Here is a 12,274-nt window from a genome sequence, read left to right on the forward strand (position 1 = left end):
CGACAGATCATCGTGCGGTCAGGTCGGCCTACGGTCGTGGTCTGATCGAGACGGCCCCAGCTCGCTGCTATTGCTTGACCGCCAGCGTGTCCAGGCAGTGGTTGAGATAGACGGTGCGATCCCTGGGCAGCACCTTGTCGAGATCCGCCTTCAGTGCGCATTCGCGTTGCCGCATCTGCTCGGCCCGGCGCTTCTCGGCCGCCTCGCGATATTCGGGGGCAACCTTGTTGGGATCGACCAGCGCCTGCGCGCGGGCGGGAGCGGTCACGGCGAGCGCGATGGCGGCGATGATAATGAGCTGCTTCAAATGAGCCTCCGTAAAAGGGCTCATGCTAGCGCGAGGGTAGCGAGGGCTCAAACGGCAAGTACGGTGAGGCGACAGATCGCGCAGCCTGCGTCCGAGAGGCTGTCGGCGGAGTCGGTTTCGACGACCTGAAGTCGGCTATGTGAAATCGGCCAAGCGAAATCGGCCAGTGAAGTCCATTCACTTCGAGGCGTGGTCGATCTTGTGCACGAGATGCCCGGTGTCGTGATCGCGACGCAATTGGCTCAGCGAGGTCTCGTTCAATTGATGCAAGACCTCGCTGAGCGGCGTCGCATCGGGATAACCGGCCGCAAATGCCTTTCCGTAGATCTTCCGCAACGTACCGACCAGCGTGTTGCCATGCTTCTTGCTGATCGCGCCATCCTTGTCCCGATGGCGGCCGTCCAGGCCCGGTTCCTTCATGTGGTTCTCCCTGTGCGGCGTCTTGAGCGCCTGGAGAGAGCGTGCTCCCAAACGAATTGGTTGGCAACGGTGCGGCGCGCGGGAGTTGAGCGGCGGTTCGCTCCATCGCAAGAGCGTCGCGTTCGCGCTTCGCTCTCCTAGCTGTGAAGCCGCGTCAGATCGCGGTGGGACGGTCGGCGTACTACATCAGCGGAAGCGGACTCGATTGGAGCCGATATGATGCGTCTAGTTTTGGCCCTGGGCCTCTTGATCGTCTTGTGCACGTCTGCAGACGCCGCGCACCACGCTCGTGCGCACAGTCCTGCGACACGCCATCCTCCGGTCGATCGTTTCGGCACGGAAGCGAATCCTCGCGTGCGCTTCGCGGTCCCCGGCTGGAGCGATGAAGCAACGGCGCGCTGGCTCAATAATGCCTCGTCCAACGTCGGCCGAGGCGGATAGCTATACCCGGACGCGGTACGCGAAGATCGGCGGAGCCGTGTGAACCAGTTCACACTCGCGCTTCGAGACCGGTGCTATGAAGGCCTCATTGCTTTTACCGATTGATATTTTGAAAACGCCCCAGCGCTCCCTACCAGGCGCTGGGGTTTTCATTTCGATCGCGGTCACGGCCACGGCTCGCGAAGCGTGATCGGGCGGATGATTTCTGAAAAGTGCCGAGGGGCGGGCGCGACTAAGCGGCTTGCTCCTCGAACGAGGTGTAGACCTGCCCAGCCGGATCGACGATCTGAACGTCCCAGCACCCGTCTTCGACGAGCTCTCTGGCCTTCTTGAGGGCGGCCGCGAGTGACAGCCGCTTGAGGCTGACGACGCCTGCCGTGTCGAAACCGCTGATTTCAAACATGCCGTTCCTCCGGTTTTCCTGAATCTTACACCTTTCGAGGGCGTTGTCTCCCGGCTTTTGTGGCAAGGCCCTTGGAACTGCAGACAGCTGCAGCGTCCAGTGCAGCGCGGTGGCCGCCGTCGTGCCATCGGCCGACCCTGATGGTCGTGGCGCTCTCGTCGCGTTCAGGCGTCATTCCGAGGGGTTGTCTATCTTGCGGCCTTGGAGGACCGCTTCGATGTTGATCACCACTATTGCGACAATCCTTGCTCTTCATGGCGGTGCAACGGCGCCTGCCGCAGCTGTCGAACGCCCGCTCGAGGTGCAGTATCGCGGCGTACCGAGGCATCCGCCGCCGTGCGGCGATCATTGGGATCAGAGCGCCCGCGACGGGATGTGCTATCCCAACGGCTATCTCCGTCCCGAAGACCAGGCGGCGCTGCAGGGATACTATCAGGGCCCGCGGCCTTACTATGGAATGCGCCGGCGTCCGGTGCCATGCGGCCACCGCGCTGACGTCGATATCCGCGACGGTGTCTGCTACCCCAACGGCACGGTTCCACTACAATTCCAGGACCGGCCAGAGAATTATTATCGGCGGTACTGAGAGACGGGCCGTCAGGCGTGAGACCGGGTGTGCTCCGGATCAGTGTGCTCCTGATCAGCGTGCTCTTGATGAGCTAGCCGCGGAGCCGGTCCAGCGCTACGCTAAGCGGCCTGCTCCTCAAACGAGGTGTGTACGCGCCCGGTTGGATCGACGATCTGAACGTCCCAGCACCCGTCTTCGACAAGCTCTCGGGCCTTCTTGAGGGCGACCGCGAGTGACAGCCGCTTGAGGCTGACGACGCCTGCCGTGTCGAAACCGCTGATTTCAAACATGCCGTTCCTCCGGTTCTCGTGAATCTTACACCTTTCAGGGGCCTTGTCTCTCGGCTTTGGTGCTTCGAAGCAGGCTGCCGCGTGACTCATTCCGTCCCTTCGCCCCCCGTAATCGGCCGGGGCGGCCGGGCCTGCCAGGCGGCCATGTCGCTAACGTGGAATTAATCCAAAATGCCCACAATTTTAGGCAGTTGTAGGTGGGTGCTGCGTAGAGGAGCCGTCGCGAGGACGTTCCGGCGTCGGCTTCCTGTTGCTCGCTCATTTGAGGTCAATGGACATGACCACGACATCCGAGGCGCAAGGCCTCGTCGAACAACTCGACCCCGCGGCGCTCGCGCTCGCAGTCGCAGCACTCGAGCCCGCAGCCCCGGAAGCTCCGGCATCGAGCAAGCGGTCCAGCCGGAAATCGGTCCTGGCACTGTCGGTGTGTGCCTTGGCCATCAATGGTGCGGCGGCGATCTATACATTGCCGGCCGATCTTCCGTCGCCGAATCTCAGCAGTCTGGCTGAACTGCTTCCGCGCCGGGAAGCTTCCGCGCCAAAGGCGGATCCGGTTGTCGCTGCCTTGAAGGACATTCAGTCGGCCCAGCAGCAACACACGGCTTCGCTGCAGGAGAACAACCACGCCTTGCAGCAAAATGCAGCCCTGCTGCAGCAGGATTCAATGGTGCTGTTGTCTCTGCGACAGAGCATCACGGACGAACGGGTGGATGTGAGGAAGATATCTTCACAGCTGTCCACGCTCATCGCGAAGGTCGACACGCTGCAGAATGCAATGATGTCGGACGTCACGTCCTCGATCCGAAAAGCGAACGCGCGCTATGGACTGTCGGCCGCGATGCGGAAGCGGATGGTTCGGCAGTCGAAGTCTGTCGGGCCGGTTTCAGTTGGGGGAGCGCCGCTGAGTGTGCCGGCTGCGACGTCGGCTCCGGAAAGCTGAAGATAGTTCAAACGAAGCAGTTGGCAGTACTGGCCCTCGAGTTCACGTTGGCCGGTCTTCTTGTCATGCCAAGCAGGACACGATGGCAAGCACGACGTCTGCGCTTAGCTCCCCTGAGTACATCGTGAAAAGGATGCCAGCGCCAAGAACAACAGCAGAGACCTTGAGAATAATCATTTTGAGATCCCCTCGTGGGTGACGAGACACTGGACCCGGATTGTTTCCTGAGTGCTTCGCGTGATGCGGCGAACGGTTTCATTCACCGAGACGTTATCCGTGAGGGGCCGCTCCACTTAGAGGCCGCAACAGGGGCTGCTGCGCCCCGATGCATTTTCGAGATCAAGCCCGGGGGGCATCGCAATCGAGCTGGCGCGCGCCAACGGTGACTTCAAAACTCTCTCGCGAGAGCGAGCGCGGGGTCTCAGTTGCTCCGTTCCGACCTCCAGCCGGTTTCCCGATGTGAAATGGTGGCGGTGATATCGACGTCTCTGCCGGCGGACTGGCGCCAGGCCGCCACGCCGAAACACACCGTCAGCGTCAATGTCGTCAGCAATAGCAGCACCGACAGAAACTGGCTCACGCATACCCCCAAGCAAGATCACACACGAGGGCGCGCACATCTGGTTGATTCGGAAAATGCAGTCCGACTGACCTAGGGAGCGTTTTCCCCAAGGTTGCAGACCCGTGGACCAACACTCGTAGCCCTTGAGCCACCGCGCTCAGGATCCGGCTCCGCACGCACCAGGCTTCTGCGCTTCACAAGAATTGGCCGGCTATTGCCGTCGCCACGGCATAAGCTTTGGCTGGATGCTCGATGGCAGCCTCGCCGGCCGTCGCTCTATGATAGAGGCGATTGTTGGAGGCGGTGACTTTACAGCGCTGTAGATCCCGTCCGACCGACCAAATTGGAATCGCAGCCCTAGATCTCGCGATGGAATTAGCTGGCAACGCAGCGAAGCGCTGACCCGCCGGTTCGCGCTGGCGGCCCCCCTTTAGAATTCGCTAGTTGGGGGGGCTGCCGCTCTTGGCCTTGGACGAATGTTTCACTACCGGTTTGGCCGGCGTGGCCGGCTTCTTCGCTTCGTCGCCGCGGGCAGTTCCCCACGGATCGACTGCCTTCTGGTTGGGAACATTGCCGAGGGAGCGTTGATAGGCGCGCTCGGCCCGAATGTCGTCCGCCTTCTCGGCCTCCGTCTTGTCCTTGGACTCGCCGTACATTGGAACATGGTCCTGAGCCAATGCGGTCTGTGCGATCAGGGCGAACATGACAGCGACGGCGATTTTGCGCATCGAGAAACTCCCGGTTCTGTGACTAGCATAACATCGCGCCGATTGCGGCATCAATGCATCGGAGCGGCGTCCGGTAACGGCTGATGACGCATCGCCGCCGGTTGAAGCGGTAGAGATAAGCCCGCCGACTCACAAGGTCGGCGGGGTTCTCTTGCGGGGCAGGCTAGTCATCATCCGCCGACGAGCCGTTAGTTCGCTAGTTGAGCGCGCGCCTGTTTGACATTGCGTGAGACGACACGATCGTAGGCCGATAAAGCGGCATCGGTCGCTAACTCAACCATTTCTCGATAGGCGCCGTCGTTCGTTTGAGTGAAGCTTTCGTGGATTGCTCTGGCAAGCTGTTCGTCTGAAACGGCGTCTCCCGGGGCCGCTCGTCCGGTGAGTCGGCTATACAGATTCAAGCGATACACGTCGGCGGCGATTTGCCAGGCCCAATCCTCCAGTCCCAGTTGTTGAACCACCCGGTCGACCCCTTGCTCTACGCGCAGAAAAATTGGGGTAGTCGACGCTGGGCATAGAAAAAACTAACTCAGGTTAGAAAAAAATCTGCCCTACAAATTCAGGTGGAAGCCGCCGCTCGAGGCGCGCGCCGGTTCAGGCGCTAACAAATACGCCGCCGGGCTCTAATACATTGTCCCGGCGGCGGTGTTCATTTCCAGCCCCGAGATGGGAACTAACAAAAACCTCGGATAGAGATTTTACGTACGAAACCTGGGAAGGTTTCAGGCTGCCGGTTCACGCTGGCGGGCCTTGGCAGGCCCTGCAAACTCCTGTTGATGTGGCCGAGGAAGCTGTCACATTACTTTGACAGACAGGTGCCAATTTGGAAGGCGCTGGGATTTCAGAGCCCAGACCGGAATACGCGGCGAACGCTGCCAAGCGAATATATTCCGCTTGTGCAGCGTTCAGTATCCTCTCAATTTCGGGAGTTCGGCGTGTTTGATGCTGAAATGACTGCGCTGCTCAGGGCGGTGCTCGATGAAGTTTGCGAAAATATTCCTGTAAGCGAGACGGGCGCCAGAGCGTACGTTGCTTCGAAGCTGCTCGATGCCGCGGCACATGGACAGTTCTCAACCGACGCGTTGAAAGCAGCGGGTCGCAAGGCCCTGAGCCCACCAACGATGTGGCGCTGATTATCCGCTCCACATCACTCGATCACATCGTATTCGAAGGCGACGCCCTCCGGGTCGTTCTCCTCAAACCATCGTTCCGCGGCGCCCACCGTCGCGAAGACCTTGATGTGATCGATGTCGCCGACCTGCTTGGGGTGTTGCGCCGGCCCTAGTGGGGCTCTTTCGCGCGCATGGAGCGCATCTGCCCGGATCTGGCGGACGGGGAGGGCGCGCTGCCGCTTGAGCGCGCCGGCCTCATGGCGATCGCGCGCAATTGCCGCGCTGCCATCCTCGACGCTCTGATCGGCAATCAATTTGCCAACACAGTGCCCTCACACGGCTTTTTCGGTCGGCTTGTGATTTCGCTTAAGTTATTGTTTCGGCTTGGTGAGCGCGCTGGGGCTCGAACCCAGGACCCCGTGATTAAAAGTCACGTGCTCTACCGGCTGAGCTACGCGCTCCCATGGCCGCTGATGGCTTTCAAGATCGATCGCCATCGTCTTCGGACATTCGAGAAGCATGTCTTGCCGCTGCCTCAACTGGCGTCGCGGGGAAAAACCGGCTGTTTCCGGATCATGCTTTCGGCCCGCGCTGTGTAGGGGGACGGGGCGCTGAGGTCAATAGTGCGAGTGGCGGCCCAAACTCTTGGCGGAGGCGGGGATTCGCTCGCGCTTTCCGCCGCTTAGGCCAGAATTTTCAACTCGATTGGCGGCCCGCTATCCACGCCGAACAGCGCCGGTGGCTTGCCGGCGCGGAGGTTTCACCCGCGCCGAGAGGCCGTTCGTTCGTCAGTTCGCTTCCCGCCGGACCTCGCTCGGCACCGGTTGCGGCGTGCCGGCGGGGGTCGGCAGCGCAACCGGGCGCAGGCCGATCAGCTCGGCGGTGCGGATCGCGCTGTCGCGCCAGAACTGGAACGAGTTGATGCGGCTGAGCTCGAGGATCGCGATCGCGACCGCGGCCAGGAACGGCAGGCTTTGCAGCACCAGGACGCCGGCGAAGATGTAGATCTCGGTGATCTGGCGATAGCTGTTGGAGGCGATCAGCACGCCGGCGCCGATCACCAGCAGGGTGCCGATGACGGCCTCCCAGAACGCCTGGAACTCGATCGACATCCTGGACAGGCCGCCCTTGGAGGTGCGCGCGAACGCGATGTGCTCGGTGATGAGACCTTGTGCCACCGCGCGCGACACCGTCCATTGCACGCTCATCGCGGCGATCATCGCGCCCATCATCTGGCCGGGTTTGATCGCGACGCGCGCGCGGTACATCGACAGGAAGTGCGCGAGCGAGACGATGAAGGCGCCGATGATCGGCAGGGTCAGGATCTTGTCGGGGATGGCGATGTCGGCGAAAGCGACGATCGGCACCCAGATGAGGTTGAGCAGCGCCACCACCACGCCGAGGCTTTCGGCGCCGAGCCAGTTCAGCCAGCCCAAGCCATATTCGCGCTTCTGGTCGGGCGTCAGCCGGCTGCGGCCGGGCAGGAAGTGCCGCCAGTGCTTCTTCACGATCTGGAGGCCGCCATAGGCCCAGCGGTGACGCTGCTTCTTGAAGGCCTCGTAGGTGTCGGGGAGCAGGCCCTGGCCGTAGCGGTGATTGGTGTAGTGGGTGGTCCAGCCGAGCTCCTGGATCGCAAGGCCGAGATCGCTGTCCTCGCAGATCGTGTCGGACGACCAGCCGCCGGCCATGTCCATCGCGGCGCGGCGGATCAGGCACATCGTGCCGTGCACGATGATGGCGTTGGCTTCGTTGCGCTGGACCATGCCGATGTCGAAGAAGCCGGCATATTCGCCGTTCATGATGTAGTGCATGATCGACAGGTCGCCGTCGCGATGCTCCTGCGGCGCCTGCACGAGGCCGACGCGCGGGTCGGCGAAAGCCGGCACGAGGTCCTTCAGCCAGTCGGGATCGACGACATAGTCGGCATCGAGGATGCCGATGATCTCGGCATCGACGGCGGTGCGGTCCATCGCGATCCGCAGCGCGCCGGCCTTGAAGCCCTGCACCTTCTCGGCGTTGATGAACTTGAAGCGTTCACCGAGCGCGCGGCAATGGTCCTGGATCGGCTGCCAGAACGCGGGATCGGGCGTGTTGTTGATGATGACGACGCATTCGTAGTTCGGATAGTTCAGCCGCGACAGCGCATCGAGCGTCTGCTTCAGCATCTCGACCGGCTCGAAATAGGCGGGGATGTGGATCGAGACCTTCGGGTAGTAATTCTCGGGAACGTTCTCGACCGGCTTGGTCTTGGAGAGCAGCCGCTGCGGCGGCCGGCCCAAGGCCACCGCCGCGATCTCGTCGACGCGCGCCATCGCGATGAGGACCAGGGGAACAAGCAGGATCATGCCGAGCGTGAGCGCGAAGGCCGAGCCGAAGATGAAATAGTGGTCGTTCCAGAACGCGAACACCGTCGCGGCCCAGGCGCCGACGCCGTTGGCGGTCGCCGACAGCAGGAACGCCTGCCTGGCGGTCGGTTGCTCCAGCCGCAGGATCGGCAGCGACAGGAGGATGCCGACCAGCAGCGCAATTCCCATCAGCTTCCAGTAGTCGGGATTCTCGACCGGGCCGGTCCAGGCGAATTTCGGCTCGCGGCTGGCGTTGAGGATGCCCCAGTACGGGCCGACGCCGCCCTCGAAATATTTCCAGGGCTGATCGATGGCTTCGACGATGTTATATTCCATGCCGATGGCTTCGGCGCGGCTGACGAAGTTGCGCAGGGTCAGCGCCTGCTGGAACGGACCGGGGTCGGCGTTGCGAAGGTTGTAGCCCTGGCTCGGCCAGCCGAATTCGGCGATCACGATGCGCTTGCCCGGGAACAGGTTGCGCAGCAGGTTGTAGCGATCGACGGCCTGGTCGACGGCCTGGTCCGAGCGGAAGTTTTCCCAATAGGGCAGCACGTGGGCGGCGATGAAGTCGACGTTGGAGGCAAGGTCGGGATTGTCGCGCCAGATGTTCCAGATCTCGCCGGTCGTGACGGGCACGCGGACCGAGCCCTTCACCTTCTTGATCATGTCGATGAGGTCTTCGACCTTCTGCTCGCCGCGGTAGATCACCTCGTTGCCGACCACGACGCCGACGACGTTGCTGTTCTTGCGGGCGAGTTCGATGGCGGCCTTGATCTCGCGCTCGTTGCGATCCTTGTCCTTGTCGATCCAGGCGCCGACGGTGACCTTGAGGCCGAACTCGGCCGCGATCGGCGGCACCAGCTCGACGCCGCCGGTGGACGAATAGAGACGGATCGCGCGCGTCATCGTCGACAGCGTCTTCAGGTCGGCGCGGATTTTCTCGACGGTGGGGATGTTGTCGATGTCGGGGTGCGCCGCGCCTTCGAACGGGGCGTAGGAGACGCTGGGCAGCAGGCCCTTGAAGTCGGGCGCGGGTTCCTTGTCGCGCAGGACTCCCCAGATGCCGGCGTGAAGCACGGACACAAGCAACAGAACGGCGGCGACAACGCGCATCGCGGCTAAACCAAAAGGGGCTGAGGTGGCAGGGAAGCGGATCCGACCCCGAGATCCGACCGAGTCCGCGGCAAATGGAGCATACCTCTGCCGCGCGGTTTCACAACTGTCATGGCCTCATGACCGTATGAGGGCATGACAGTTTTGGAATGTGCGGCAGTGCCAACCGCTTCTATCGCCGATCGTTCCTGAACGGCGGCTGAAACGATCGCGGCTATTTCGAGGGCGCCGGTGTCGGGCTTGCCGCAGGCGCGGGGCTCGCGGCCGGCTGCGGGGCCTGCGAATTGCCCGTGGCTGGCGCCGCCGGCTGGGAGGCGCTGGCTGACGCCTGCTGCGGCTGGGATGCCGGGTTGATCCAGCAGGCGTGCACGCGGCTGTCCAGGGTCTCGGCGACCTTGGGATCGATCTGGCCGCCAAAGCGGGTCAGGCAGCGGAAGGCGGCCTGGATGTGGCCGCCGGGGCAGCCGAAGCGGTCGTAGAGGTCGAGATGGCGGAACGCGGTATCGAGGTCGTCGCGCCACATCAGCCGCACCACGCGCCGGCCGAGCCAGACGCATTCGGGGTTGCCGGCCGGGCCGTTGATGACCTGGGCTGCTTCGGCGAATTCGTCGGTGCGGCGCTGGTTCTGGGCGGCGTCCTTGGCGGCGGCATCGGCGGGCTGGGCGGCTGCCTTGCCCTGGTCCGGGGCGGGCGTGCCGCTCTGGGCGGAGGCGCCACCGAGACCGACCATCACGACCAGGGAGGCGACGGCCAAGGTGGCGGCGAACTGCCGCAGGACCGCATTTCGTAACTCGAACACCCGTTGCCGCATGAATTCCCCAATATATCAGCTGACCGCCCGCGCCAGGACCTCGCGGACTCGCCGGTGATGGCGTCCAAATGGGTCCCCAATGCGGCGGCAAAGTCCTGCCGAGTCCATGACCTGAATTTGAAATTTTGTCCAGCAAAGTCACGATCCTAGGCCTCTGTCGAACGGCCGCAGGTAAATTCCTCGGGGGAGGGAAGGATCCATCCCGGACACACCCCTTGGCAGATGGCGCGTGAGCAGGTAATCGACGGCACCTCGCGGAGGACGGAACCGATTTCTCTTCGTACGCCACTGGCGCTTCTGCTCGTTTCACTGGGTGCGATTGCTGCCGTGTGGTGGTGGCTGGCCACGCCAATCACGCTCGCGCGCGCCCCGATCGACCCGGCCGACAAGGTCCAATGCGTCTCCTATGCGCCGTTCCGCGGGGAACAGTCGCCGCTGAACGCGTGGACCCATATCGAAGCCGACCAGATCGAGCAGGATTTGCGACAGCTCAAGGAGATCACCGACTGCGTCCGCACCTATTCGATGGAGAACGGGCTCGACCAGGTGCCGGCGATCGCCGCCAAGGTCGGCGGGCTGAAGGTGCTCCAGGGCATCTGGCTCTCCAGCAACCGCGCCAAGAATTTTGAGCAGGCCGCGCTCGCCGTCCGCCTTTCCAAGGAATTCCCCGGCATCATCACCAGCGTCATCGTCGGCAACGAGGTGCTGCTGCGCGGCGAGATGACGACGGCGGACCTCGTCTCCATCATCCGCTCGGTGAAGGCGCAGGTCAGCGTGCCCGTCACCTATGCCGACGTCTGGGAGTTCTGGCTCAGGAATCGCGAGGTCTATGACGCCGTCGACTTCGTCACGATCCACATCCTGCCTTATTGGGAGGATGTTCCGGTGAAGGCGAAGTTCGCAGCGAGCCATGTCGAGGCGATCCGCGAGCGCATGGCGGTCGCGTTCCCCGGCAAGGAAATCCTGATCGGCGAGACCGGCTGGCCCAGCGAAGGGCGCATGCGCGAGGGCGCGCTGCCGTCGCGCACCAACCAGGCGCGCGTCGTCTCGGAAATCCTGGGCCTGGCGAAAGCGAACAAGTTTCGCGTCAATCTGATCGAGTCCTATGACCAGCCCTGGAAGCGCAAGCTGGAAGGCACCGTCGGCGGCTATTGGGGCCTGTACGACTCGGTGCGCCGGAACCTGAAATATCCGCCGGGCCAGCCGATCAGCAATTTCCCGTACTGGAAATGGTACATGGGCGCCGGCATGGGCCTCTGCGTGCTGGTGTTCGCGGTCGCCGGCCTCACGCTGCGCAGGCGGCCGTGGACGCCGCGCTTCTCGGCCTGGCTCGGCGTCGCGATCTCGGCGACGTCAGCGGGCACCCTGCTCGGGATCGGCGTCGACAAGATGTATTATGAGAGCTACGGCATCGGCGGCTGGCTGCACTGGGGCGCGCTGCTTCTGGCCGGCATCCTGTCGCCGATCTTCTGCGCGCAGGCGATGGTGATCGGCCGCAGCCTTCCGACCTTCCTCGATCTGCTCGGCCCGCGCGAGGGCCGCAAATGGTCGAAGCTCACCGCCGTGCTCGGCCTGACGCTGGCGGTGACCGCGGTGATCGCGGCGCAGACCGCGCTCGCCTTCGTGTTCGACTCGCGCTACCACGACTTCCCCTACGCCTCGCTGACGATGGCGGTGGTGCCGTTCGCGGTGCTGATGCTGAACCGGCCGCAGATCGGCCAGCGTCCGATTGCGGAATCGGTATTCGCGGGCCTGCTCACGCTGGCGGCCGCCTATGTGCTGTTCAACGAGGGCCGCGAGAACTGGCAGTCGCTGTGGACCTGCGCGATCTACTTGCTGTTCGCGTTCACGCTGTGGCGGGCGCGGGCCGAGCAAATCCAAGAATGAACAGGCCGATCGCAAGGCCCGACAGCACGACATTGTAGAGCACGATGCCGAGGCCGGCGGCGACGATGCCGACGGTCAGCAGCACGATCGACGGCCGCATCAGGTTCAGCGTCGCAACCACCAGCGCGACGATGCCGAACACCGAATTCTTGAACAGCACCGTCGAGACTGTGCGCGCCTTGCAGATTAGAGTCTGCAGGCCGGCGTCACAGGCGAGGCCAACGGTCGAGTTCTCGATGCCGAGATAGCGCAGATAGATCGCGTAGCCGACGGACACGAAGCCGACGACGATCAGGAACTGCACCTGGTAGGGCGTGAGGCGGAAGGGCTTTTTTGTCATGGGCGCA

The 12,274-nt window shown here is 63.1% G+C and carries 15 protein-coding genes and 1 tRNA gene; 4 read left to right on the top strand and 12 right to left on the bottom strand.

The window, feature by feature from the left end:
• Nucleotides 1–67: 67 nt before the first annotated feature.
• From AB7Z56_RS21660 to AB7Z56_RS21670, 3 genes are all read right to left on the bottom strand, one after another.
• A complete protein-coding gene (locus AB7Z56_RS21660) occupies nt 68–307 on the bottom strand; it encodes a hypothetical protein (RefSeq protein WP_354123750.1) in 240 nt (79 codons plus the stop codon).
• Between the two features lie 177 nt (nt 308–484).
• The gene (locus tag AB7Z56_RS21665) at nt 485–727 is read right to left on the bottom strand and encodes a hypothetical protein (RefSeq protein WP_208086959.1); all 243 of its coding nucleotides are present in this window, start codon (nt 725–727) and stop codon (nt 485–487) included.
• A gap of 673 nt (nt 728–1,400) precedes the next feature.
• On the bottom strand, nt 1,401–1,571 hold the full coding sequence (locus tag AB7Z56_RS21670; protein WP_167541702.1) for a hypothetical protein: 171 nt from the start codon (nt 1,569–1,571) through the stop codon (nt 1,401–1,403).
• Between the two features lie 217 nt (nt 1,572–1,788).
• Here AB7Z56_RS21670 and AB7Z56_RS21675 point away from each other — a divergent pair, with 217 nt between their 5' ends.
• A complete protein-coding gene (locus AB7Z56_RS21675) occupies nt 1,789–2,157 on the top strand; it encodes a hypothetical protein (protein ID WP_354123751.1) in 369 nt (122 codons plus the stop codon).
• A 101-nt stretch (nt 2,158–2,258) separates the two neighbouring features.
• Here the strand turns inward: AB7Z56_RS21675 and AB7Z56_RS21680 are convergent, their stop codons facing one another.
• Complete coding sequence (locus tag AB7Z56_RS21680; RefSeq protein WP_354123752.1) at nt 2,259–2,429, bottom strand: hypothetical protein; 171 nt, start codon at nt 2,427–2,429, stop codon at nt 2,259–2,261.
• A gap of 271 nt (nt 2,430–2,700) precedes the next feature.
• Here AB7Z56_RS21680 and AB7Z56_RS21685 point away from each other — a divergent pair, with 271 nt between their 5' ends.
• Nucleotides 2,701–3,369 (top strand): hypothetical protein, encoded by a 669-nt coding sequence (locus tag AB7Z56_RS21685; RefSeq protein WP_354123753.1) that lies wholly within the window; start codon nt 2,701–2,703, stop codon nt 3,367–3,369.
• A 421-nt stretch (nt 3,370–3,790) separates the two neighbouring features.
• On the opposite strand, the gene AB7Z56_RS21690 is transcribed toward AB7Z56_RS21685, so the two are convergent.
• The 3 genes from AB7Z56_RS21690 to AB7Z56_RS21700 all read right to left on the bottom strand — a co-directional run bounded on the left by AB7Z56_RS21690 (nt 3,791) and on the right by AB7Z56_RS21700 (nt 5,120).
• Nucleotides 3,791–3,949, bottom strand: a complete 159-nt coding sequence (locus AB7Z56_RS21690; protein ID WP_244623041.1) for a hypothetical protein — start codon at nt 3,947–3,949, stop codon at nt 3,791–3,793.
• Between the two features lie 422 nt (nt 3,950–4,371).
• Nucleotides 4,372–4,659 carry a hypothetical protein gene (locus tag AB7Z56_RS21695; RefSeq protein WP_166096631.1) on the bottom strand — a complete coding sequence of 96 codons (288 nt, stop codon included), beginning with the start codon at nt 4,657–4,659 and terminating at the stop codon, nt 4,372–4,374.
• 188 nt (nt 4,660–4,847) lie between these two features.
• A complete protein-coding gene (locus tag AB7Z56_RS21700) occupies nt 4,848–5,120 on the bottom strand; it encodes a hypothetical protein (protein WP_166096630.1) in 273 nt (90 codons plus the stop codon).
• 474 nt (nt 5,121–5,594) lie between these two features.
• Here AB7Z56_RS21700 and AB7Z56_RS21705 point away from each other — a divergent pair, with 474 nt between their 5' ends.
• A complete protein-coding gene (locus AB7Z56_RS21705; RefSeq protein ID WP_354123754.1) occupies nt 5,595–5,792 on the top strand; it encodes a hypothetical protein in 198 nt (65 codons plus the stop codon).
• A 14-nt stretch (nt 5,793–5,806) separates the two neighbouring features.
• On the opposite strand, the gene AB7Z56_RS21710 is transcribed toward AB7Z56_RS21705, so the two are convergent.
• The 4 genes from AB7Z56_RS21710 to AB7Z56_RS21725 all read right to left on the bottom strand — a co-directional run bounded on the left by AB7Z56_RS21710 (nt 5,807) and on the right by AB7Z56_RS21725 (nt 10,040).
• Nucleotides 5,807–6,085 (bottom strand): hypothetical protein, encoded by a 279-nt coding sequence (locus AB7Z56_RS21710; protein WP_354123755.1) that lies wholly within the window; start codon nt 6,083–6,085, stop codon nt 5,807–5,809.
• Between the two features lie 71 nt (nt 6,086–6,156).
• Nucleotides 6,157–6,232: transfer RNA gene (locus AB7Z56_RS21715), tRNA-Lys, on the bottom strand.
• Nucleotides 6,233–6,559: 327 nt separating this feature from the next.
• Nucleotides 6,560–9,229 (bottom strand): glycosyltransferase, encoded by a 2,670-nt coding sequence (locus tag AB7Z56_RS21720; RefSeq protein WP_354112882.1) that lies wholly within the window; start codon nt 9,227–9,229, stop codon nt 6,560–6,562.
• A 214-nt stretch (nt 9,230–9,443) separates the two neighbouring features.
• Nucleotides 9,444–10,040: a beta-1-3, beta-1-6-glucan biosynthesis protein gene (locus tag AB7Z56_RS21725; protein ID WP_354096457.1), complete on the bottom strand. Its 597-nt coding sequence runs from the start codon at nt 10,038–10,040 to the stop codon at nt 9,444–9,446.
• Between the two features lie 222 nt (nt 10,041–10,262).
• Here AB7Z56_RS21725 and AB7Z56_RS21730 point away from each other — a divergent pair, with 222 nt between their 5' ends.
• Complete coding sequence (locus tag AB7Z56_RS21730) at nt 10,263–11,927, top strand: glycoside hydrolase family 17 protein (protein WP_187387696.1); 1,665 nt, start codon at nt 10,263–10,265, stop codon at nt 11,925–11,927.
• Here AB7Z56_RS21730 and AB7Z56_RS21735 read toward each other — a convergent pair.
• Nucleotides 11,887–12,267 carry a hypothetical protein gene (locus AB7Z56_RS21735; RefSeq protein ID WP_028147889.1) on the bottom strand — a complete coding sequence of 127 codons (381 nt, stop codon included), beginning with the start codon at nt 12,265–12,267 and terminating at the stop codon, nt 11,887–11,889. The two genes, AB7Z56_RS21730 and AB7Z56_RS21735, sit on opposite strands and share 41 nt — an antisense overlap.
• Nucleotides 12,268–12,274: the final 7 nt, after the last annotated feature.

This window comes from Bradyrhizobium sp. 482_C4_N1_8, assembly GCF_052075965.1.
In the GTDB taxonomy this organism is placed as follows: Bacteria; Pseudomonadota; Alphaproteobacteria; order Rhizobiales; family Xanthobacteraceae; genus Bradyrhizobium; species Bradyrhizobium barranii.

Bases quoted from the DNA above. Each gene is read 5' to 3' on its own strand.
- AB7Z56_RS21665 (WP_208086959.1), bottom strand. From the start codon at position 727: ATGAAGGAACCGGGCCTGGACGGCCGCCATCGGGACAAGGATGGCGCG.
- AB7Z56_RS21670 (WP_167541702.1), bottom strand. From the start codon at position 1,571: ATGTTTGAAATCAGCGGTTTCGACACGGCAGGCGTCGTCAGCCTCAAG.
- AB7Z56_RS21675 (WP_354123751.1), top strand. From the start codon at position 1,789: ATGTTGATCACCACTATTGCGACAATCCTTGCTCTTCATGGCGGTGCA.
- AB7Z56_RS21680 (WP_354123752.1), bottom strand. From the start codon at position 2,429: ATGTTTGAAATCAGCGGTTTCGACACGGCAGGCGTCGTCAGCCTCAAG.
- AB7Z56_RS21685 (WP_354123753.1), top strand. From the start codon at position 2,701: ATGGACATGACCACGACATCCGAGGCGCAAGGCCTCGTCGAACAACTC.
- AB7Z56_RS21695 (WP_166096631.1), bottom strand. From the start codon at position 4,659: ATGCGCAAAATCGCCGTCGCTGTCATGTTCGCCCTGATCGCACAGACC.
- AB7Z56_RS21720 (WP_354112882.1), bottom strand. From the start codon at position 9,229: ATGCGCGTTGTCGCCGCCGTTCTGTTGCTTGTGTCCGTGCTTCACGCC.
- AB7Z56_RS21725 (WP_354096457.1), bottom strand. From the start codon at position 10,040: ATGCGGCAACGGGTGTTCGAGTTACGAAATGCGGTCCTGCGGCAGTTC.
- AB7Z56_RS21730 (WP_187387696.1), top strand. From the start codon at position 10,263: ATGGCGCGTGAGCAGGTAATCGACGGCACCTCGCGGAGGACGGAACCG.
- AB7Z56_RS21735 (WP_028147889.1), bottom strand. From the start codon at position 12,267: ATGACAAAAAAGCCCTTCCGCCTCACGCCCTACCAGGTGCAGTTCCTG.